20 protein-coding genes are annotated in these 22,021 nt (G+C 59.0%); 12 read left to right on the top strand and 8 right to left on the bottom strand.

All coding sequences use genetic code 11. The features are described from left to right. Positions 1 to 62: 62 nt before the first annotated feature. The 4 genes from TU86_RS21630 to TU86_RS21615 all read right to left on the bottom strand — a co-directional run bounded on the left by TU86_RS21630 (position 63) and on the right by TU86_RS21615 (position 2,203). On the bottom strand, positions 63 to 398 hold the full coding sequence (locus TU86_RS21630; protein ID WP_048366369.1) for a DUF2892 domain-containing protein: 336 nt from the start codon (positions 396 to 398) through the stop codon (positions 63 to 65). A 79-nt stretch (positions 399 to 477) separates the two neighbouring features. Next, complete coding sequence (locus TU86_RS21625) at positions 478 to 945, bottom strand: RNA methyltransferase (RefSeq protein WP_048366368.1); 468 nt, start codon at positions 943 to 945, stop codon at positions 478 to 480. 144 nt (positions 946 to 1,089) lie between these two features. Continuing rightward, positions 1,090 to 1,464, bottom strand: coding sequence for a YajD family HNH nuclease (locus TU86_RS21620; protein ID WP_048366367.1), 375 nt, complete (start codon positions 1,462 to 1,464; stop codon positions 1,090 to 1,092). 52 nt (positions 1,465 to 1,516) lie between these two features. Continuing rightward, positions 1,517 to 2,203 (bottom strand): spermidine synthase, encoded by a 687-nt coding sequence (locus TU86_RS21615; protein ID WP_010656469.1) that lies wholly within the window; start codon positions 2,201 to 2,203, stop codon positions 1,517 to 1,519. An 82-nt stretch (positions 2,204 to 2,285) separates the two neighbouring features. Here TU86_RS21615 and TU86_RS21610 point away from each other — a divergent pair, with 82 nt between their 5' ends. Continuing rightward, the gene (locus TU86_RS21610; RefSeq protein WP_048366366.1) at positions 2,286 to 2,579 is read left to right on the top strand and encodes a hypothetical protein; all 294 of its coding nucleotides are present in this window, start codon (positions 2,286 to 2,288) and stop codon (positions 2,577 to 2,579) included. A gap of 29 nt (positions 2,580 to 2,608) precedes the next feature. Here TU86_RS21610 and TU86_RS21605 read toward each other — a convergent pair whose 3' ends face one another. Beyond that, positions 2,609 to 4,654 carry a S9 family peptidase gene (locus TU86_RS21605; RefSeq protein ID WP_048366365.1) on the bottom strand — a complete coding sequence of 682 codons (2,046 nt, stop codon included), beginning with the start codon at positions 4,652 to 4,654 and terminating at the stop codon, positions 2,609 to 2,611. 100 nt (positions 4,655 to 4,754) lie between these two features. Between TU86_RS21605 and TU86_RS21600 the strand changes: the two genes are divergently transcribed. The 6 genes from TU86_RS21600 (at position 4,755) to TU86_RS21575 (ending at position 9,159) form a co-directional block, all read left to right on the top strand. Beyond that, a complete protein-coding gene (locus tag TU86_RS21600; protein WP_048366392.1) occupies positions 4,755 to 5,246 on the top strand; it encodes a hypothetical protein in 492 nt (163 codons plus the stop codon). 35 nt (positions 5,247 to 5,281) lie between these two features. Next, on the top strand, positions 5,282 to 6,058 hold the full coding sequence (locus tag TU86_RS21595; RefSeq protein ID WP_048366364.1) for a class II glutamine amidotransferase: 777 nt from the start codon (positions 5,282 to 5,284) through the stop codon (positions 6,056 to 6,058). Positions 6,059 to 6,070: 12 nt separating this feature from the next. Continuing rightward, the gene (locus tag TU86_RS21590) at positions 6,071 to 6,604 is read left to right on the top strand and encodes a DUF2937 family protein (RefSeq protein WP_048366363.1); all 534 of its coding nucleotides are present in this window, start codon (positions 6,071 to 6,073) and stop codon (positions 6,602 to 6,604) included. Positions 6,605 to 6,782: 178 nt separating this feature from the next. Further along, positions 6,783 to 7,532, top strand: coding sequence for a 5-oxoprolinase subunit PxpA (locus tag TU86_RS21585; RefSeq protein ID WP_048366362.1), 750 nt, complete (start codon positions 6,783 to 6,785; stop codon positions 7,530 to 7,532). Further along, positions 7,529 to 8,233, top strand: a complete 705-nt coding sequence (pxpB, locus tag TU86_RS21580) for a 5-oxoprolinase subunit PxpB (RefSeq protein WP_048366361.1) — start codon at positions 7,529 to 7,531, stop codon at positions 8,231 to 8,233. The genes TU86_RS21585 and pxpB overlap by 4 nt, the downstream gene beginning before the upstream one ends. After that, positions 8,230 to 9,159 carry a 5-oxoprolinase subunit C family protein gene (locus TU86_RS21575; RefSeq protein WP_048366360.1) on the top strand — a complete coding sequence of 310 codons (930 nt, stop codon included), beginning with the start codon at positions 8,230 to 8,232 and terminating at the stop codon, positions 9,157 to 9,159. Before pxpB ends, TU86_RS21575 begins: the two co-directional genes overlap by 4 nt. 101 nt (positions 9,160 to 9,260) lie before the next feature. Here the strand turns inward: TU86_RS21575 and TU86_RS21570 are convergent, their stop codons facing one another. After that, positions 9,261 to 10,439 (bottom strand): vWA domain-containing protein, encoded by a 1,179-nt coding sequence (locus tag TU86_RS21570; RefSeq protein ID WP_048366359.1) that lies wholly within the window; start codon positions 10,437 to 10,439, stop codon positions 9,261 to 9,263. A 21-nt stretch (positions 10,440 to 10,460) separates the two neighbouring features. Further along, complete coding sequence (locus TU86_RS21565) at positions 10,461 to 11,306, bottom strand: AAA family ATPase (protein WP_048366358.1); 846 nt, start codon at positions 11,304 to 11,306, stop codon at positions 10,461 to 10,463. Between the two features lie 206 nt (positions 11,307 to 11,512). Here TU86_RS21565 and cysK point away from each other — a divergent pair, with 206 nt between their 5' ends. The 3 genes from cysK to TU86_RS21550 all read left to right on the top strand — a co-directional run bounded on the left by cysK (position 11,513) and on the right by TU86_RS21550 (position 14,895). Then, complete coding sequence (gene cysK, locus TU86_RS21560) at positions 11,513 to 12,487, top strand: cysteine synthase A (RefSeq protein ID WP_048366357.1); 975 nt, start codon at positions 11,513 to 11,515, stop codon at positions 12,485 to 12,487. A gap of 278 nt (positions 12,488 to 12,765) precedes the next feature. Then, entirely contained in the window at positions 12,766 to 13,704 is a 939-nt protein-coding gene (locus tag TU86_RS21555) for an aspartyl/asparaginyl beta-hydroxylase domain-containing protein (RefSeq protein ID WP_048366356.1), read from the top strand. 324 nt (positions 13,705 to 14,028) lie between these two features. Continuing rightward, positions 14,029 to 14,895 (top strand): DMT family transporter, encoded by an 867-nt coding sequence (locus TU86_RS21550; protein WP_048366355.1) that lies wholly within the window; start codon positions 14,029 to 14,031, stop codon positions 14,893 to 14,895. A 32-nt stretch (positions 14,896 to 14,927) separates the two neighbouring features. Here the strand turns inward: TU86_RS21550 and TU86_RS21545 are convergent, their stop codons facing one another. After that, complete coding sequence (locus TU86_RS21545; protein WP_048366354.1) at positions 14,928 to 15,821, bottom strand: DMT family transporter; 894 nt, start codon at positions 15,819 to 15,821, stop codon at positions 14,928 to 14,930. 138 nt (positions 15,822 to 15,959) lie between these two features. Here TU86_RS21545 and aceK point away from each other — a divergent pair, with 138 nt between their 5' ends. After that, positions 15,960 to 17,669 (top strand): bifunctional isocitrate dehydrogenase kinase/phosphatase, encoded by a 1,710-nt coding sequence (gene aceK / locus TU86_RS21540; protein ID WP_048366353.1) that lies wholly within the window; start codon positions 15,960 to 15,962, stop codon positions 17,667 to 17,669. 273 nt (positions 17,670 to 17,942) lie between these two features. After that, a complete protein-coding gene (gene hrpA / locus TU86_RS21535) occupies positions 17,943 to 21,854 on the top strand; it encodes an ATP-dependent RNA helicase HrpA (RefSeq protein WP_048366391.1) in 3,912 nt (1,303 codons plus the stop codon). Positions 21,855 to 22,021 lie beyond the last annotated feature (167 nt).

Below are 22,021 nucleotides of genomic sequence, written 5' to 3'. Positions count from 1 at the left end.
CTCACATCACTGCTCAATGACAGCAAATAGCGCCGCTAATCGCAGGTGCAGCCAGGTACGTATCAGGTGTTTTTCACAACCCTGGCTTCAACTTCATCTTTCATTCGCAGTAATTCGTCACCCGCCTGCGCGATGTCCGAACGCACGCTGTGCAATTGCTGGCGGCTCTTTTCCAGCAGGCGTTTGGTCGAGCTGTGGCCCGTAATGCCGCGCTTGAGCGCCATCGCACCAATGCCCACCTGGATCAAGCCGATAAAGCCGCCACGGCGAATGCCTTTGCCCAGCATCACCACGCCGCCTGCCAGCGAGCCAACGCGCTCCCAGCCCTCTACGTTTTGATAAGGCACGTCTTCGTACGAAGTGGATTCAATGCGCTCTACAGGTTGTCTGTTGCTCATGCTCTGTCTCCAAGGGATAGGTGGATACAGAGCTGACTGCCGGGGAGGGCGGGTTGTTCCATTCAATGGCGGGCGAGGGTTAGAACTGGGGACCGGAACGGGTGTTGTTGCCCTTGGCCAAACGGTCGTAAAGCACCACGTTGACGGTGGCCGCAAGGTTCATGCAACCGTTGGTCGGGATGTAAATCACATCCTCGCACCAGTCCAGAATCTCTTTGTCCAGTGAGCCGTCTTCGGGGCCAAAAATGTACAGCGCACGATCCGGATGCGTGTACTCAGGCAGGGAGCGTGCGCCCTCGACCAGCTCAACCGCGACCGGAATGCAGCCCAGCGGCAGGATTTTTTTCAGGTCATCAATGCCGATCAACGGAATGTCCTGATGCACCTTTTTGGTGTCCGTGATGAAGTCGCGGGCACGTTCGTACCGTTTGCCGGTGTAAAACACCGAGGCCACGTTGTAGCAACCAGCCGCACGCATCACCGAGCCGACGTTTTCCGGTGATTTGGGGTTATACAAACCAATGCAGCTGTACCGTTTGTTCGCCACGTGCCCGAGCCCTTCAGAAAAAAGACGCGAGTATACCCCCTGTTACTGCATAGCCGTAGCCGCTGGCGCAGGGTGCGTTCGCCCACACACCCCGCGGCCCGGATTTGGACGTCGCCTGCACCCGTTGCTGCGGGGCAAGCCGTCTTACTCGTCTTTTTTCATCAAGCCGGCGAGTGCCGCGAACGGGTTATGAGTGGCCTTGGCGACTTTCGGGCTGCTGGTGGAGCTGTCCGAGAAGTATTGCTGGTCGGTGTAGCGCGAGTGTTCGTTGTCATGGCAGTACAGGCACAACAGCTCCCAGTTGGAACCGTCTTGCGGGTTGTTGTCATGGTTGTGGTCGCGGTGGTGAACAGTCAGTTCACTCAGGCGCTTGCCCGCAAACTCACGGGCGCAACGACCGCACACGTGCGGGTACATTTTCAGGGCTTTGTCGCGGTAGCCCATTTCACGGTCACGCTGGGCATCGGCCAGGATGCGATCCAGCTTCGCGGTATGGGAGGGAGGGTTGGCCGAACTCATGGGGTTACCTTTCAGGACGAATGACGGTCAGGTCGTTAAGTTTAGCTGCTGATCAGCCTTTGATTTTTTCAGCAATCCAGATTGTGTGCCGCGTGCCCTTGTTGCCGTGGGCAAATACCTGCACTTCTTCAGCCTTGAAACCGGCCTTGCGCAGCTTGTCGCTAAATTGTTTGTCGGCACTGGCCGACCACACCGCCAGCACGCCTTTAGGGCGCAAGGCTTTGGCGCAGGCGCTCAGGCCACCGGCTGAATACAACCAGCTGTTGGCTTTTTGGGTCAAGCCTTCGGGGCCGTTGTCGACATCCAGCATAATTGCGTCGAAGCCATTGGGCTCGGCCTGCAACACCTTGGCCACGTCTTCCATGCGGATGACGGTGCGCGGGTCTTGCAAAGGATTGCCGGACTTTTCTCCCAGCGGCCCGCGGTTCCATTCAACAACCCCCGGCACCAGTTCGGCCACCACCACTTCGGCAGTTTTGCCCAAGTGTTTGAGCGCCGAAGCCAAGGTGAAGCCCATACCCAGTCCGCCAATCAGCACCCGTGACTGCGGACGACCGGCGACCTTGCGGCACGGGATTTCTGCCAGCGCATCTTCAGAGCCGTGCATGCGGGTGTTCATCAATTGACCCCCGTCGCCGCCCTGGATCTTGATCACGAAGTCCTCGCCATACTCGAACAGGCACAAGGCGCCGCCGTTTTCGGGGATCGGAGTGGTGTCGAGCAAAACAAAACGTTTCATGGATATCTCATAGAAGGGGACAAAAACCGCAGGTTACGAGTAGCCTGAGGGCAGACAAGCCGGTCTGGCAACGGAGTGATTGATGAAACGCACTATTCTAACGGCCATTGTGTGGGCTGCGCTCCCGATAAGTGCGGCACAAGCAGCAGAGCTGACGCCTGTGCCGGTGGTGCCTGTGACTGCGGCGCCGGGTTCACCCGGCACGGCGACGCCCACCCCGTACCCGCAGATTACCCCCAAGGCCGTGCGCAAGCCGGTTGCCGGAGGTGGCAGTTTGATCCCGCTGCCACCCATCGACTTGCCCCAGCCGCCCAAAGACCAGCCACTGCCGGGGCTTGAGGTCAAAGACCCCAAGGCCAAACCCCCGGCAGAGTAAAGGGTTTGATTGCAGGTACAGGCGCGCGCCTACAGGCCCAGCACCTTGAAAACAAAGGCATACTCCAGCGCCACATCGCGCAGGGCTTGATAGCGCCCGCTCATGCCGCCATGACCGGCGTCCAGTTCGGTCTTGAGCAGTAACAGGTTGTTGTCAGTCTTGGTGACGCGCAGTTTGGCGACCCATTTGGCCGCTTCCCAATACTGCACGCGGCTGTCGTTGTAGCCCGCAATCACCAGCATCGCCGGGTAGGCCTGAGCGCGTACATTTTCATACGGCGCATAGGCTTTGATCCGGGCATACACCTGTGGCTCTTGCGGGTTGCCCCATTCGTCATACTCGGTGACGGTCAGCGGCAGCTCGGGGTCGAGCATGGTGTTCAGTACATCGACGAACGGCACTTCAGCAATCGCCGCCTTGAACAGTTCTGGGCGTTGATTGAGCACGGCGCCAATCAACAGGCCCCCCGCGCTGGCGCCGCTGATCACCAGTTGCCCGGCGTCGGTCAGCCCGTGGGCAATCAAATGTTCGGCACAGGCGATGAAGTCGCTGAACGTGTTGTGCTTGTGTTCCTGTTTACCGGCGCGATACCAGGCTTCACCCAACTCACCGCCGCCGCGCACATGGGCGATGGCGAAGGCCACACCGCGGTCGAGCAAGCTGAGGCGCGAGTGCGAAAACCACGGGTCCAGACTTTCGCCATAGGCCCCGTAGCCATACAAATACAAGGGAGTGGGTTGGCCCAGAGCACTGCGCTTGACCACCAGGCTGATTGGCACCTGCGTGCCATCGGGCGCCGTGGCCCATAGACGCTGGCTAACATAATCATCGGCATTGAACGGCCCGAGTACGGGTGTTTCTTTGAGCACCCGTTGTTCGCCGTTGGACAAGGTCAGCTGGCGCACTTGCGCCGGGCGATTCAGCGCTTCGTAGCGCAGACGAATGCAAGGGCTGTCGAACTCAAGACTGTCTTGTACATACAGGCTGTAGGCGGCGTCCGGCAGTTGAACGCGATACGGCGCCAAACCCGCAGGGCGAATCTCGATGATTGGCAGTCCGCCTTCGCGCAGGCTCAAGCACAAGGCGTTTGCATTCAGGGTCAGGCCCTCCAGCATCACCTTGTCGTCATGGGCGATCAGCAGCGTCCACTCATTACGGGTCGGCACATCACCTGCGGCGCAGTACAGGGCAAAGTTGATGCCGTCCTGATTGGTGCGAATGAACCAGGTCCAAGTGCCTTGGTAAAGCCCGTGATCGACGCTGTAATCGTGGTCTTCAACCCTGGGTGCCAGGCACGTGAACGGGCCTGTTGGCTGATGCGCATCCAGCACCCAGCTTTCACTGGTGGTTTTGCTGCTGAGCAGCAGGATGAGTTGGCGTTCGGAACTTGAGCGATAGCAATGCAGGAAGAATCGCCCGTCCGGCTCATGAAACACTTCATGAACCCCCGACTCGCCCAGCGTATGGCGCATCAGTTTGTGCGGGCGGTGAGTGTCATCCAGTTCGGCAAAAAACAGCGTCTGGCTGTCATTGGCCCACGTCATGCTGCCATCACAGTCGTCAAACGGCAGTTCGGTGACCACACCGGTGCTCAGCTCTTTGACGAATAATCGGAAAACTTCTTCGCCGTTGATGTCCAGGCTATACGCGAGGCGCTGATGGTCCGGGCTGATGCTGAACGCACCCAGTGAAATGAAACCGCCGTCGGCCAAGGCGTTCGGGTCGAGCAGCAATTGCTCGGCACGCTCGTCAACCTGCTGGCTGTCATCGGCCGGGCGCGGGCAGCGCAAGTGTCGCGGGTACTCATCACCTGCGACGGTGCGGGTGTAATACAGGAAAGGTCCCCAAGGCGAGGGCAGCGACAAATCAGTTTCGCGAATACGGCCTTTGATCTCTTGAAACAGGGCTTCACGCCGTTCAGCCTGATCGGCCAACTGCGCCTCCTGATAACTGTTTTCCGCTTTCAGATAGTCCAAAACCTCTTTGTTGTCGCGATTTTGTAACCATACATACGGGTCAGGACCCTCTACGGTAGGTGCGATAGGAGCGCTGTTTGCGTGGGCTGATTCGGTCATTAAGTGTTCTCACAAACCTGCATGAAAAGAAGTCGTGCTGACGGCGGTGCAGCCGCCCTTGTCAAAAGCCGTTATCATAGCGCCTCATTGCCTGCCGACCATGGATACCATGACCGAGAACGACTATCTGCTCGCTTGGGGCCTTTACGCCTTTGCCGCTTTGGGCTGCCTGCTCGTGTGGTGCCGCCTGACCCGCTTCATGTGGCGCTGGCTGCGTGAACCCCTGCGTATATTAATGGCCGTGCTGTTGTTCAGCGCGACCATCATTGACCCGGTCAAGGAAAAATTTGCCCCCGCGATCGCCATCACAGCCCTCGACCTCGCGTTCAAGGTGGGCAATAACGCCTGGCGCGCGGTGTCCGACTTGTTGATGTACGCCATCATCGCGTTTTGCCTGTACGCAGTGTTTGTGTTGATTCGCTGGCCGATCGAGCGCGCCAGCAAAGCGCGGCGTGCTCGGCTGGCTGCAAATGAAGAGGCCCGCAAAAGCGAGCCCGAAGACGATCAACCTTTCGGCGCCGCCGATGATCGCTATGGCCATACGGCTGTACCGCGGCCTGCTGGCTCCTCACGGGTTGAGCCACGGCTGTAAACCTTTTCGTCAAGCCTGAATGCGAGCGTACGAGCGTGTGTGAATTACTGGGCATGAGCGCCAACGTGCCGACCGACATTGTGTTCAGTTTCACCGGCCTGATGCAGCGCGGCGGGCGTACCGGCCCGCACCGCGATGGCTGGGGCATCGCCTTCTATGAAGGGCGTGGCCTGCGGCTGTTCCAGGACCCCGGTGCCAGCTGCGATTCTGAAGTCGCCTTGCTGGTGCAGCGTTATCCGATCAAAAGCGAAGTGGTGATTGGGCATATCCGCCAGGCCAACGTCGGTCAGGTGTGCTTGTCCAATACCCATCCGTTTGTGCGTGAGTTGTGGGGCCGTAACTGGTGCTTTGCGCACAACGGGCAGTTGGCGGACTTCAGCCCGAGCGTCAGTTTTTACCGGCCCATTGGCGACACCGACAGCGAAGCGGCCTTTTGTGATCTGCTCAATCGGGTGCGCGAGGCGTTTCCAGAACCCGTGGACGTCGAAACATTGCTTCCCGTGCTGGTGGCGGCCTGCGCCCAATACCGCACTAAAGGCGTGTTCAATGGCTTGCTGAGCAATGGCGACTGGCTGTTTTGCTACTGCTCGACCAAACTGGCCCACATCACCCGGCGGGCGCCGTTTGGTCCGGCGCGCTTGAAAGATGTCGACGTGATCGTGGACTTTCAGGCCGAAACCACGCCTGCTGACGTGGTGACCGTGATTGCCACCGAACCGTTGACTGAAAACGAAACCTGGACCCGCTACGAACCGGGGCAATGGAGCTTGTGGCGAGGCGGCGAATGCGTCAGCCGCGGCACAACCGAATAAGGAAGGGCGTGTATGTTCCTGAGCTACCTGCGGTTGGTGCTATTTACGTTGGGCCTGTTGCTCGGCGTGCAAGTGCCGGGGTTTATCAATGATTACGCCAATCGTGTAGAGGCTCACCTGATCGAAGCCCAAACCGGGTTGGCAGGCTTTCAAAACACGGCCAATCAGTTTTTCAAGGGTGACCTGCAAGCACTGGTGGCTCATTACCAGGCCAGTGATGACCCGGTATTTCGCAGCGACGCCACCAGCCTGAACACGCTGCTGACCCGTCAGCGCCTGCTGGATAACCAGTTTCAGGCCATGCAAGGCCCGTGGTACATGCGCGCCCTGCAAGTGGCGTATGCCGCAGACCCGGCCATCCGCCAGGAAACCTTCGACGCCTACACCTACCAAGTCTTGCTCTCGCCGACGGCCATTGGCTGGGCTATGGCGGGCGCGTTGTTGTTTTCCTTCATCATCGAAGGCTTCTTGCGCCTGATCGATTGGGTCGTGCTGGGCGGTAAACGCCAGCGCGAACGCATCGCCCGTCGCGAGCGCAGCTACTGAACCTCTAGGCTGCGATGGCCTGCCCGGCGGCCCCTTCTAAAGGGGCCCATGATGCTCATCGCCGCCAGCGATCAACTTTTCTTATCCCCGCGCCCGGCTTTTATTAGTTGGACGAACGCGTACGCCTGCCGAAAAATGTCCTACCTCTGAACTATAAAAAAACCACAGGAGCATCCGCATGAGCCGCCTGTTATTGAACTGCGATATGGGTGAAAGCTTTGGCAGCTGGACCATGGGCCTGGACGCCGAAGTGATGCCCTTCATTGATTGCGCCAACATTGCCTGCGGTTTTCATGCGGGCGATCCGGGCATCATGCGCAAAACCGTGGCGCTGGCGCTCAAGCATGACGTGCAAATCGGTGCCCACCCGGCGTACCAGGACCTGGCAGGATTTGGTCGGCGTTCTATGGCCTATACCGCGGCAGAGCTGCAAGACCTGTTGCACTACCAGTTGGGCGCGCTCGACGGCATTTGCCGTGCCCAAGGTACGCGTATCCGTTACGTCAAACCGCACGGAGCGATGTACAACGACATGATGGCCAGCCCCGAGCAATTGCGCGCCGTGGTGCACGCTGTGGCGACCTACGATGCCCGCTTGCCGTTGATGCTGATGGCCACCCGCGACAACCGCGAGGCCCAAGCCATCGGCGATGAGTATGGCGTGACGTTATGGTTTGAAGCCTTTGCTGATCGGGCGTACGACAACGCAGGGCGTTTGGTCTCACGGCAATTGCCGGGGGCCGTGCACCACGATGCAGACACCATCGTGCGCCAGGCCCTGACCCTTGCGGCAGGCCAGTCGCTGATTGCCAGTGATGGCAGCGCGCTGTATCTGCACGCCAACACCCTGTGTGTGCATGGCGACAACGCCAGCTCGGTGGCCGCCGTGCAGCGCATACGCAATGCCCTCAACGAGTTACAGGCATGAAGCTGCGTATCGAAGTGGTGGCCATCGACTGCCTGATGCTGCGCCTGTTCGATGACATTGCCGAAGCCAACATGCCGTGGATGCTGGCCGCCACTGAGCGCGTACGCAGCGTGTTTGCCGGGCAGTTGATTGATGTGGTGCCGTCCTACACCACCTTGATGGTGCACTACGATGGGCTGGCGCTCAGCCCGGTTCAGGCGCGGGAGCTGATTGCCCACGCACTGAGCGACCTGCAACCGGACACCCGGCGTCAAGGCCAGTGCCATGTGGTGCCGGTGTGGTACGACCTGAGTGTCGGGCCTGAGCTGGCATTGCTTGCCCAACGTACCGGCTGGTCGCACAACCAAGTCATCCGTTGCCACAGCGAGCACGAGTACCAGGTATTCGCCCTGGGGTTCGCGCCGGGCTTTGCGTTTATGGGGTTGGTGGACGAGGCGTTAGCCGCACCGCGTCTGTCGACCCCGCGCAAACGGGTGGCGGCGGGCAGCGTGGGCATTGCCGAGCGCCAGACAGCCGCCTATCCGGCGCAATCTCCCGGTGGCTGGAACCTTATCGGGCGTACTCCCAGCGCCTTGTTTGACCGCGAGCGCGAAGGCTACAGCCTGATGCAACCCGGTGATCGCGTGCAGTTTGCGCCCATCAGCCATGCCGAGTTCATCAACTTGGGTGGCGATGACACCCCGCAGGAGGCACTGGCATGAGCCGTTTATTGATACAAGCCAGCACTGCGTTGTGCCAGTTGCAGGACGCAGGACGTTTTGGTGTCAGGCATTTGGGTGTGACCCAGGGCGGTGCGGCTGATTGGCGGTCGATGGCAGTGGCCAACGGGTTGCTGGGCAATGACCTCGATGCCCCGGTGATTGAGATCACCCTGGGCGGGCTCACCCTGATTGCGCAGGCTGATTGCACCTTGGCACTGGCGGGCGCTGACCTTGGCGCGACCGTGGAGGGTCAGGCACTTCAACCCTGGCGCAGTTTCACTCTGCATCAGGGGCAGACGTTGAAATTTGCTCAGCCCCTCAAGGGCGCACGGGCGTATCTGGCTGCACCAGGGGGCTTCACTGCGCCGCAGGTGCTGGGCAGTTGCGCCACCGTGGTGCGTGAAGCGCTGGGCGGGCCTGACGGTTTTGGCCATGCCTTGGTCAAAGGAGGCGAGTTGAGTTACAGCGGCGCCGGGCCTGCGTTGCGCGAGCTGAGCCGCGCGCTGATCCCCGAATTCGCCGCCCGGCCAGTACTGGATGTGGTCCTGGGCGCACAAATCGGTGCGTTCAGCGGGCAAAGCACCTTCGATGCGTTCAACCGTCCGTGGACGGTAGACAGCCGTGCTGATCGCATGGGCATTCGCCTGTTAGGCCCGACGTTGGAGTATCAGGGGGCGCCGATGATTTCGGAAGGCATCCCGTTGGGGGCGGTTCAAGTGCCGCCCGATGGTCAGCCGATAGTGCTGCTCAATGACCGGCAGACCATTGGCGGGTATCCGCGGTTGGGGGCGTTGACACCCTTGGCGCTGGCGCGGCTGGCGCAGTGTTTGCCGGGGGAGGCAGTGCAATTTCGGCCCACCACACAGCAGGCCGCGCAGCGTCAGCAGGTGGAATTTATGCAGCGCCTTAAAAGCCCCTCACCCTAACCCTCTCCCAAAGGTAGAGGGGACTGACTGCATGCGGTCTCAAGAGCACTGCACCCTCCCGCAGGGAGAGGGTTGGGGTGAGGGCCTGCGAATCAACGCGATTACTTGGCCAAAAACCGCATGCCTTGTTCCAGCCCGTCCAGGGTCAACGGATACATGCGGTCTTCAATCAAGTCGCGCACGATGCGGGTTGACGCGGTGTAGTTCCACGTATCTTTGGGATACGGATTGATCCAGATGAGTTTTTTGTATTTCTCCATAAAACGCTGCATCCACAGGTAGCCCGGTTCTTCGTTCCAGTGCTCGACACTGCCACCTGCGTGGGTGATTTCGTACGGACCCATGGCCGCGTCGCCGATAAAAATCACTTTGTAATCGGCACCGTATTTGTGCAGTACATCCTGTGTGGCAACACGCTCAACCTGACGGCGCTGGTTGTTTTTCCACACCGATTCATAAATGAAGTTATGGAAGTAGTAATACTCCAGGTGTTTGAACTCGGTCTTGCAGGCCGAGAACAACTCCTCGCAAATCTTGACGTGTGAATCCATCGAGCCGCCAATGTCGAACAACAGCAGCAACTTGATGGTGTTACGCCGCTCAGGGCGCATCTGGATATTGAGCAGGCCAGCATCACGTGCGGTGTGGTCGATGGTGCCGTCGATGTCCAGCTCTTCGGCCGCGCCCTGACGTGCGAACTTACGCAAGCGCCGCAGCGCAACCTTGATATTGCGTGTACCCAATTCGACCTGGTCGTCGAGGTTTTTGTACTCGCGCTGCTCCCAGACCTTGGCCGCTTTGCCCTGACGCGCTCCGGCATCGCCCACACGGATGCCTTCGGGGTGGTAGCCGCCCGAACCAAACGGGCTGGTGCCGCCGGTGCCGATCCATTTATTGCCACCGGCATGGCGTTCCTTTTGCTCTTCCAGACGCTGTTTGAACGCCTCGATCAGTTTGTCCAGGCCACCCAGTGACTGGATCTGCGCGCGCTCTTCGTCACTGAGCGAGCGTTCGAACTCTTTGCGCAGCCACTCGTCCGGGATCAGTGCCTCAAGGTGTTCGTTGAGGTTTTGCAGCCCGTTGAAATAAGCCCCGAACGCACGGTCGAACTTGTCGTAATGACGCTCGTCCTTGACCAGGATCGTGCGCGCCAAAAAGTAAAACTCGTCCATGTCGGCGAAGGTCACACGGTGTTTGAGCGCGTTGATCAAGTCCAGCAGCTCGCGCACCGACACCGGCACTTTGGCCGCGCGCATTTCATTGAACAGATTCAGCAACATGCTTGGCGCCTTCTGCAAAAATCAGCGATTGCCACGACGGCTCATGAACGCCAGGCGCTCAAGCAATTGCACGTCTTGCTCATTTTTAACCAGCGCACCGGCCAATGGCGGGATGGCCTTGGTGGGGTCGCGCTCGCGCAGCACGGCTTCGCCAATGTTGTCGGCCATCAGCAGTTTGAGCCAGTCAACCAGCTCGGAGGTCGACGGCTTCTTCTTCAGTCCCGGCACCTTGCGCACATCGAAGAACACGTCCAGCGCTTCGCTGACCAACTCTTTCTTGATTTCAGGAAAGTGCACGTCGACAATTTTTTGCAAGGTGTTACGGTCCGGGAAGCTGATGTAATGGAAGAAGCAACGACGCAGGAAGGCGTCCGGCAGCTCCTTTTCGTTGTTTGACGTAATGATGATGATCGGGCGCACTTTTGCCTTGATCGTTTCGTCCGTCTCGTAAACGTAGAACTCCATCTTGTCGAGTTCTTGCAGCAAGTCGTTGGGGAACTCGATGTCGGCTTTGTCGATTTCGTCGATCAGCAAAATGACCCGTTCTTCGGCTTCGAAAGCCTCCCACAACTTGCCTTTCTTCAGGTAATTGCGCACATCGTGCACCTTGTCGACACCCAGCTGCGAGTCGCGCAGGCGGCTGACCGCGTCGTACTCGTACAAACCCTGATGGGCCTTGGTGGTGGACTTGATGTGCCAGGTGATCAGCTTGCAGCCAAAAGATTCGGCCAGTTGCTCGGCCAACATGGTTTTGCCAGTGCCGGGTTCGCCCTTGACCAGCAGCGGGCGCTCCAGGGTGATTGCCGCGTTGACCGCCAGTTTCAGGTCGTCAGTGGCCACGTAGGCGCGGGTACCTTCAAACTTCATGTGTCATTCCTCAAACCAGAACCCCGACCTGAGCAGGGCAGGGCGGGCGACTAAAAAAGTAGGGCCGACTATAGCGCGACACCCGCGCTGCGTGAACGCAGACGCCCCATTCAGTCTCTGAATGGGGCGTCACGCCATGACTGGACGCATACGAACACGGAGCCTACCCTTGGAGCCTTTCCCAAAACGTGCATAAAGGACCCGTCATGAGCCGCATTTTTGCAGATAACGCGCAGTCCATCGGTAACACGCCTCTGGTGCAGATCAACAGCATTGCACCGCGCGGCGTGACCATTCTGGCCAAGATCGAGGGGCGTAACCCAGGGTATTCGGTCAAATGCCGGATCGGCGCCAACATGATCTGGGACGCCGAAAGCCGTGGTGTGCTCAAGCCGGGCATGACCATCATCGAGCCAACGTCGGGCAATACCGGCATTGGCCTGGCCTTTGTCGCGGCTGCACGCGGCTATAAGCTGACGCTGACCATGCCCTCGTCCATGAGCCTGGAACGGCGCAAAGTGCTCAAGGCACTCGGCGCGGAGCTGGTGCTCACCGAACCTGCCAAGGGCATGAAAGGCGCCATCGACAAAGCGGCCGACATTCAGGCCAGCGATCCTGAGCGCTACTTTATGCCGCAACAGTTTGAAAATCCGGCCAACCCCGCCATCCACGAGAAAACCACCGGTCCGGAAATCTGGAATGACACCGATGGCCGCGTCGATGTGCTGGTCTCAGGTGTGGGCACGGGCGGCACCATTACTGGCATTTCGCGCTATATCAAGCACACCTTGGGCCAGCCACTGCTGTCGGTGGCGGTCGAACCCATGACCTCGCCGGTGATCACGCAAGCCTTGGCGGGTGAAGAGATCAAGCCCGCACCGCACAAAATCCAGGGCATTGGCGCCGGTTTTGTGCCCAAAAACCTCGACTTGTCTATCGTCGATAAAGTCGAGCTGGTCAGCGATGACGAATCCAAAGCAATGGCCCTGCGCTTGATGCACGAAGAAGGCATTCTGTGTGGGATCTCGTGCGGCGCAGCGATGGCGGCGGCGGTGCGTCTGGCCGAAACTCCGGAGATGCAAGGCAAAACCATCGTCGTGATATTGCCGGACTCGGGCGAGCGCTACCTGTCGAGCTTTCTGTTCAGCGACGTGTTCAGCGAGCAGGAACTGGAGCAGTAAACCTGGCGTTATCTCGTCATCGCTGTCGAAGGCTGCGAAGGGACCTGTGAAGCCATCCCATGCACGGCTTGCTTGGCAGCCCTTCGCAGCGACCAGGGAGGTTGCCTGACCCATATCAAGCGTTTACACCCCGGCTTATGCTAATTAATACGTTGTTACGTAATCCTTAATGCTGAATGTTGGATCACGCGGGTTTTGTCCGGCGCCGGTAGTGTTTATCATGCGCGGCTGCCACATCGGGCCATCGGTGCCGCACGGTTTTTTCGAGGAGTTGTTGCATGACCTTATCCTTCGCCATCAAGGCAGGGCTGATACTGCTGTTTGTCGCCAGCATCCTTTACGTGCATTTGCGCGGCAAAGCGCGCTTGCCGGTGCTGCGTCAGTTCGTCAACCACTCCGCATTCTTTGCGCCGTACAACGCGCTGATGTACCTGTTTTCGGGCGTGCCGTCCAAGCCTTACCTGGACCGCAGCAAGTTCCCTGAGCTGGATGTGCTCAAAGACAACTGGCAAGCCATCCGTGAAGAAGCCATGCACTTGTTCGACGAGGGTTATATTCGCGCCGCCGAGAAGAACAACGATGCCGGTTTCGGTTCCTTCTTCAAAAAAGGCTGGAAGCGTTTTTACCTCAAGTGGTACGACAAACCGCTGCCATCGGCCGAATTGCTTTGCCCTAAAACGGTAGAACTGGTCAACAGCATCCCCAACGTCAAAGGCGCGATGTTCGCCCTGTTGCCGGGTGGCAGCCACCTCAACCCGCACCGTGACCCGTTTGCCGGTTCCTTGCGTTACCACTTGGGCCTGTCGACACCGAACTCCGATGCCTGCCGCATTTTTGTCGACGGTGAAGAGTACGCCTGGCGCGATGGTGAAGACGTGATGTTTGACGAAACCTATGTGCATTGGGTGAAGAACGAAACCGACGTCACCCGCGTGATCCTGTTCTGTGACGTTGAGCGCCCGCTGACCAGCCGCCTCATGACCTCGATCAACCGCTGGGTCAGCGCGCAATTGGGTAAAGCCACTGCGCCGCAAAACCTGGACGACGAACGCGTGGGCGGTATCAACAAAGCCTATGCGTGGAGCAAAACCTTCAGCGACCGCTTCAGTGGCGTGGTCAAGCAGTGGAAGCGCCGCAATCCCAAGCTGTACCGCATCATGCGCCCGGTACTGGCGGTGATTGTGCTGGTGTTGTTGTGGCGTTGGTTGTTCGGCTAAGTCGTTGCAATTTGTATCGGGCGCTGGTTATAGTCGGCGCTCGATATCCTTCTTGAAAAAGATCAGCCCATGCCGGTTTTCCTTTCCCACCGCGTTGTCGACTCAGCAGTGTCTGCTGGGGCAGTGCCGTGCGCGAGCAAACAGCCTGAGCAGATCAGTCACTACCCTCCTCCTGTCAGCCGCACTGTGGTGTACGTCGTCGTATCGCCACCGGGTGTGGTGGCGGGCTGAACCGAGCGTTCAGCTGGCCGTACCCGTCTGAAAAACCCATGAACTTCAGCTTTGGCTGAGTTGGCTTTTTTTGCCTGATGACAGGTGTGACTCATGTTTTCGATCTCTAAAGAATCTGCCTTTGCAGCGGCCTCCACGAGCCTGTTTGTGTTGCTGTGGAGCAGCGGCGCGATCTTCTCTAAATGGGGCTTGGCCCACGCGTCGCCGTTTGCCTTTCTGCTGATTCGTTTTGCCATCGCGCTGCTGGCATTGGGGCTGCTGATCCCCTTACTGAAAATCAAACAGCCTCGTAGTGCGCAGGCCGTGCGGTATGCCTTGGCCACAGGCGCGGTGCTGCTCGGCGCCTATCAGATTTTTTACCTGTTGGCGCTGGACCTTAATGTCACCCCGGGGGTGATGGCCACGGTGATGGGCGTGCAACCGATACTGACTGCCGTGATCATGGAGCGGCGTCACTCCTGGAGCCGTCTGCTGGGGCTGTTTATGGGCTTGGCGGGGTTGGTGCTGGTGGTGTATCAGGGGCTGGGGCTGGCGGGTATGTCGTGGCAAGGCATGCTCTTTGCCGTGCTGGCATTGCTGAGCATGACCGTGGGCACGCTGATGCAAAAACGCATCACTGACAACCCGCTGGGCACTTTGCCCTTGCAATATGCCGCCGGGTTGCTGGTGTGCGCCGTGTTTGTGCCGTTTCAACCGTTTCATTTTGAACACAGCGCAGGCTTTGTCGTACCGGTGTTATGGATGGGGTTGGTGGTCTCCGTGCTGGCGACCTTGCTGCTGTACCGGATGATTGCCCGGGGCAATCTGGTCAATGTCACCAGCCTGTTTTACCTGGTGCCTGCGGTGACAGCAGTCATGGATTACATGATTTTCGGCAATAAGCTGGCAGCGTTGAGCCTGCTGGGCATGGCCATGATCATCATCGGTTTGATGTTCGTGTTCCGTAAATCCCGCCCATAAGTGACAAGGCGCGAGCGTGCTCGCGCCTTGCATCAGGCTTTGGCGATGGCCCCTGGCTTGAGCACCAGCCATAACGCCAGGGCAATCAGTACGCCGCCATAAATGTGCGCCATCGACAACGGCTCATCCAGAAACAATGCGCCCCATAACACGCCAAACGGCGGGATCATAAAGGTCACGGTCATGGATTTGACCGGGCCAATGCTGGTCAGTAAACGGAAGTACAGAATGTAGGCAAAAGCTGTGCACAACAGGCCAAGCCCCAGCAGCGAGAGCCACACACTGATACCGCCCCAACTGGCGGGTGGTTGGTTGATCAGGCTGATGCCAAACAGCGGTAGCAGGAACAGCGTAGCGCCGAGCATGCTGCCCAGCGCAGAAAGACGCGGATCAAGCCCGCCTTGCTGATCCAGCCAGCGACGCGCCAAAAAGCCTGCGAAGCCGTAGCACGTGGTGGCCAGCAAGCAGGCGAGGGCACCCATCAGCAAATCCATATCAAACGCCACCGGCCCCGCACGGGTCAGCACCCCGACCCCGAGCAAGCCCAGAAACACCCCGGCCATTTTGGTCAGGGTGAGTTTTTCGCTAAAAAACAGCCCGCCAATCAACACACCCATCAGCGGTGTGGTGGCATTGAAAATGGCCGAATAACCCGCCGGCAATACTTGAGCGGCCACCGAGTAGAGCGTGGCCGGTATCCCGGAGTTAATCACCCCCAGGATCAATACCACCTTGAACTTGCCGCCGAAGTTCCAGCGGACCCGCATCAACGCCAGTATCACCAGCAGCCCCGTCGCTGCGATGGAGACACGAAAGAACGCCGTAGGGATGGAGCCGAGGACCGGCGCGATGATCCGCATAAACAAAAAGCTGGCGCCCCAAATGCCTGCCAGCGACAGCATGCGCGCGATATCGACAAGTCTCACGGTTGTTTCCTTACAAGGTTTGAGCGGGGCAGTGTAGGGGATGCAGCGCGCAAGGCAATGGTTGCGTCTGGTTACAATTGGCCACTAAGCTCAGGCGCATAACAACATAATCAACGCTGTGCGTACCGAGGTTCACCCATGCCCCAGTCCTGGCCTGCTGCTGCCATTGCAAAGATGATTCTGGAAGGTTTTGACGACTATCGGGAACACTTCCTTCGGATCACCGACGGTGCGCGCACCCGTTTTGAAGGCGCGTTGTGGCAAGACGCGCAGGCGGCCTCAGCGGCGCGCATCAACCTCTACGAACAAAAGGTCAGTGAAGTCAGCCAGCGGTTGCAGTCGACGTATGCCGGGCAAGGCCTGTTTGAGGCCCGCCATTGGCCGCTCGTTAAAGGCGCTTACATCCGCCTGATTGACCTGCGTTTTGACGATGAGTTGGCCGAGACCTGGTACAACTCGACCTTTTGCAGCCTGTTCAGTCATGACCTGATCAGCGATGACTGCATGTTCATTCACACCACGCGCCCGGCCTTGCGCCAGGCGCGGGCCGCGCAAACCCGTATCTATCGCCCGGCCGGGCAATTAAGCGACACCCTCGCGCAGATCTTTACCGACTACGCCTTCAGGGAGGCCTACGCCGACTTGCCGGGTGACCTGCGACGACTGGAAGCCGAACTGCGCGACAGCCTGCCCGACTGGGTGTGCAAAGACCCGGAACTGGCCATCGAGTTGTTTGGTTCGGTGTTGTATCGCAACAAGGGCGCGTACCTGGTGGGGCGGCTGTACACCCACGATGAGCAGTGGCCGCTGGTGATCCCGTTTTTGCACCGCGAAGGCCAGGGCATTCAGATTGATGCCTTGATCACCGACGAGGCACAGGTGTCGATCATTTTCTCGTTTACCCGCTCCTACTTCATGGTCGATGTGCCGGTGCCTGCGGAGTTTATCGGCTTTCTCAAACGCATCCTGCCCGGTAAGCACATTGCCGAACTTTACACCTCGATCGGTTTTTACAAACACGGTAAATCCGAGTTCTACCGTGCCCTGATCAATCACCTGGCCACCACCGATGACCGCTTTGTCATGGCCCCCGGTGTGCGCGGCATGGTCATGACCGTATTCACCCTGCCGGGCTTCAATACGGTATTCAAACTGATCAAAGACCGCTTTTCGCCGTCGAAAAATGTCAGCCGGGCCACGGTGATTGAGAAATACCGGCTGGTGAAAAGTGTCGACCGGGTCGGGCGTATGGCCGATACCCAGGAGTTCGCCGATTTTCGCTTTCCGCTGAGCAAGTTCGAACCTGAGTGCCTAGCCGAACTGCTGGCGGTTGCGCCTTCAACCGTGGTGCTCGACGGCGACAGCGTACTGATTCGTCACTGCTGGACCGAGCGGCGCATGACCCCGCTCAACCTCTACCTGGAAAACGCCAGTGCGGCGCAAACGCGTGAAGCCCTTGATGACTATGGGCTGGCGATCAAGCAACTGGCCGCGGCCAATATTTTTCCCGGTGACATGCTGTTGAAAAACTTCGGCGTCACCCGCCACGGCCGCGTGGTGTTCTACGACTACGACGAAATCTGCTTTTTGACCGAAGCCAACTTTCGCCACATCCCGCAGCCGCGCACCCCGGAAGACGAGATGGCCAGCGAACCGTGGTACTCGATTGGCCCGCTGGACGTGTTCCCGGAAGAATTCCCGCCCTTCCTGTTTGCCGACGCCAGCCAGCGCCGCCTGTTCGACGAGCTGCACGGTGAAATCTACGACGCCGATTACTGGAAAAGCCTGCAAGCGGCTATTGCCGAGGGCAAGGTGATTGATGTGTTTCCTTATCGGCGCCGAGGTTAGTCAGTGTTGAATATTTAGGTCTTGAGCTTTTCGAGCTTCACACCTGTTATATCGTTGTGCTCTCAATGAGTGAGGTGTGAGTGAATGTCGATTAAAAATGAAACCCCGTCTGCCGCTCAAATGCCGTATTAGAGCCGATGAGTGATCGTGATCTTGCACCCGGTCATCTATCGATTGCGCCTCATCAACGGCCGAGTGGCCACAGATTCGTGCAACAGCCCCCAAATCTGCGACAATCCGCCCCCTGCCTTTACCAAGACTTTTGCGCACCTGATGACTGACGAATCGCCTGCTATCGACACGCTGCTGAAACACCTCGATCACGCCATGATTGCCGACCGCCATAAGCTGCGTCGGCAGTTGCATGAGCTGCGCAAAAAACCGGACGACGCCAAGCTGGCGGCCTGGGTGGCGCGGGTTGAGGCGTCGTGCGCGCAGGTGACGGCGCGGGCCGCCAGTGTGCCGCTGATTCGCTATGACGAAAACTTGCCCATTGCCGCCAAGCGCGATGAGATCAAGGCCGCGCTGCTCAAGCATCAGGTGCTGATTCTGGCGGGTGAGACCGGTTCGGGTAAAACCACTCAGTTGCCGAAAATCTGCCTCGAAATCGGTCGTGGTCAGCATGGCCTGATTGGTCACACACAGCCGCGGCGCATTGCAGCGCGCAGCGTGGCCAGCCGCGTAGCAGAAGAGTTGGGTACACCGCTGGGCGCACTGGTCGGCTATCAAGTGCGGTTCGAGGATCAAAGCGATTCCAATACCTTGGTCAAGCTGATGACCGACGGTATTTTGCTGGCCGAAACCCAGCACGACCGTTACCTGGAACGCTACGACACGATCATCGTCGACGAAGCACACGAACGCAGTCTGAACATCGACTTTTTGCTGGGTTATCTGAAAATCCTGCTGCCGCGTCGCCCCGACCTGAAAGTCATCATCACCTCGGCCACCATCGACCTTGAGCGCTTCTCCAAGCATTTCAACGATGCGCCGATTGTCGAGGTCTCGGGCCGTACGTACCCGGTAGACACCTGGTACCGCCCGCTGACCAGCGAGCAGGACGAGGAGGGTAACAGTGTCGAAGAAGACTTGAGCGTCGATCAGGCGATCATTGCCACGCTGGATGAGATTGCCGCGCACGAACACCATGAGCGCAAAAGCCCTGGCGATGTACTGGTGTTTTTGCCCGGTGAGCGTGAGATCCGCGATGCCGCCGACATGCTGCGCAAGGCACAACTCAAGCACACCGAAATCCTGCCTTTATATGCGCGACTGTCCCCGGCCGAGCAGCAGCGAATTTTTCAGTCGCACCCTGGGCGGCGCGTGGTGCTGGCAACCAACGTTGCGGAAACCTCGCTCACGGTGCCGGGTATCCGCTATGTGATCGACAGCGGCACGGCGCGTATCAGTCGTTACAGCTATCGCGCCAAAGTGCAGCGCCTGCCGATCGAAGCCATTTCACAGGCCAGCGCCAATCAGCGTAAAGGTCGTTGCGGCCGGGTTGAGCCGGGTATTTGCGTGCGCTTGTACGCCGAAGAAGACTTCAACGCACGGCCCGAATTTACCGACCCCGAGATTCTGCGCACCAACCTGGCGGCCGTGATCCTGCAAATGCTGCATTTGCGGCTGGGCGAGATCACCGCGTTCCCGTTCATCGAGCCACCGGACGGCAAGGCCATCACCGATGGTTTCAATCTGTTGCAAGAGCTGTCGGCGGTTAACCGCGAGAACCAGCTGACCCCGTTGGGCCGACAACTGGCGCGCTTGCCGGTTGACCCGCGCATGGGCCGCATGTTGCTCGAAGCGGCCAAACTGGGCAGCTTGCAGGAAGTGTTGATCGTGGCCAGTGCGATGTCGGTGCAAGACCCGCGTGAACGTCCACCCGAGCGCCAGCAAGCGGCCGATCAGGCCCATGCGCAATGGAAAGACGTGGACTCGGACTTCGCTGCGCTGATCAACGTATGGCGCGGCTTTGAAGAGCAGCGTCAGGCACTGACCGCCAGCCCGCTGCGCAACTGGTGCCGCAAGAACTTCTTGAACTACCTGCGCCTGCGCGAATGGCGTGATTCCCATCGTCAGCTGAGCCTGATCTGCCGCGACCTGCAACTGACGGTCAATAAAGAGCCGGCAGATTATCCGAAGCTGCACAAAGCGGTGTTGTCCGGCTTGCTCAGTCAGATCGGACAAAAGACCGAAGACGGTGATTATCTGGGCGCGCGCCAGCGCAGGTTCTGGATTCACCCCTCATCCGGGCTGGGCAAAAAGCGCCCGCAATGGCTGATGACCGCCGAGCTGGTAGAAACCACCAAACTCTATGCGCGCATGGTGGCCAAGATCGAGCCGGACTGGATCGAGCCGCTGGCGGGGCATCTGGTGAAAAAGAACTTCTTCGAGCCGCATTGGGAGAAAAAGCGCGGGCAAGTGGTGGCTTACGAGCAAATCACCTTGTTCGGGCTGATTGTGGTCGGGCGCCGTGCCGTGCATTACGGGCCGATCGACCCGGTGATGTCACGCGAGTTGTTCATCCGCGAAGGGTTGGTGCGCGGCGAGATTCTGTCGCGAGCCAAGTGCCTGACCGCCAACGCTCAACTGCTGGAGCAACTCGACGAACTGGAGGCCAAGGCCCGTCGTCGGGACATCCTGGCAGACGAAGAAACCCTGTATGCGTTTTACGATGCGCGCTTACCGGCCGAGATTCATCAGACCGCAACGTTTGACAGCTGGTACCGGGTCAACAGCCAGAAAGACCCGCAACTGCTGATCATGCGCGAAGAAGACGTGCTGGCCCGCGAAGCCACCGAAATCACTGCCCGGCATTACCCTGACACCTTGCATCTGGGGGATTTGACCCTGGCGTTGAGCTATCACTTTGAACCCAATCACCCGCGCGATGGCGTGACCGTCAAAGTGCCCGCGCCGTTGCTTCCGGTGTTACCGCCGGAGCGTCTGGAATGGCTGGTGCCCGGCATGATCGAGGCCAAGTGCATCGCCTTGGTGCGCAGTTTGCCCAAAGCGTTGCGCAAAAACTTTGTCCCGGTGCCGGACTTCGTCAAAGCCGCTCTGGAGCGGATGGCGTTTGCGCAGGGTTCGTTGCCGCAAACCTTGGGCCGCGAATTGTTGCGCATGACCGGTGCGCGGGTCAGTGACGAGGCGTGGACAGAGGCCGCGCAGCAAGTCGAAAACCACCTGAAGATGAACATCGAAGTGGTGGACGCTGATGGCAAATTCCTCGGAGAAGGCCGTGATCTGGCTGAACTGACGGCACGCTTTGCGCAGGCCAGTCAGGCGGCGCTGGCAGTGCCGCAAACGGCCAAAAACCAGCAGCCGGTTGAAGCCAAAGTATTTGCCCCGGTGGCCGAGAAAACCCAACAAAAGATCGCCGGGCTGTCGATGACGGTGTACCCGGCGTTGGTGGAAGAGGGCAACACGGTCAAGGAAGGGCGCTTTTCGACGCCGGCTGAGGCCGAATATCAGCACCGCCGCGCTTTACAACGTTTGCTGATGCAGCAACTGGCCGAGCCGGCCAAGTTCCTGCGCGGCAAGTTGCCGGGGCTGACCGAGTTGGGGTTGCTGTACCGCGAGCTGGGCCGGGTCGAAAGCCTGGTAGAAGACATTCTGCTGGCCAGTCTCGACAGCTGCATCCTTGAAGGCGAGGCGGTGTTGCCGCGCGATGGCGCCGGGCTGGCTTCGTTGGCCGAGCGCAAACGCGCAGGCTGGACTGAGCACGCCGAGAAACTGGCCAAACTGACGCTGGACATTCTCAAGCTGTGGCACGGCCTGCAAAAGCGCTTCAAGGGCAAGATTGATCTGGCGCAAGCAGTGGCCTTGAATGACATCAAGCAGCAACTGAGCCACTTGGTGTACCCAGGCTTTGTGCGCGAGACGCCGGCGGTGTGGCTCAAGGAGTTGCCGCGGTATTTGAAGGCGATTGAGTTACGACTGGAAAAACTGCCGGGTCAGGTGCAGAAAGACCGGGTGTGGAGCGTTGAATTGAGTGGGTTATGGGCGCAGTACCAGGCGCGCGCCTCCAAGCATGCCCAGGAAGGCAAGCGCGACCCGCAACTGGAGCTGTATCGCTGGTGGCTGGAGGAGTACCGCGTGTCGTTGTTCGGTCAGCAGTTGGGCACCAAAGTGCCGATTTCTGACAAGCGCTTGAGCAAGCAATGGAGTGGAGTGGAGGCCTGACCCTCACCCCAACCCTCTCCCGGAGGGAGAGGGGGCTAAATTGCGGTGTTTTGAAGGTTTGTGCAAACGCCCCACTTTTGTAGATGGGGACTAAATTGTGGGGGGTTAAGGTTTGTGCAAACGGTCCGCTTTTGTAGAAGAGGGGCTGATTGGCAGTGTTATTGAAA

The organism is Pseudomonas weihenstephanensis (assembly GCF_001043055.1).
Lineage (GTDB): Bacteria > Pseudomonadota > Gammaproteobacteria > Pseudomonadales > Pseudomonadaceae > Aquipseudomonas > Aquipseudomonas weihenstephanensis.
Note: the sequence above shows the minus strand (reverse complement) of the source record. Positions and strands in the feature narration are given on the sequence as shown.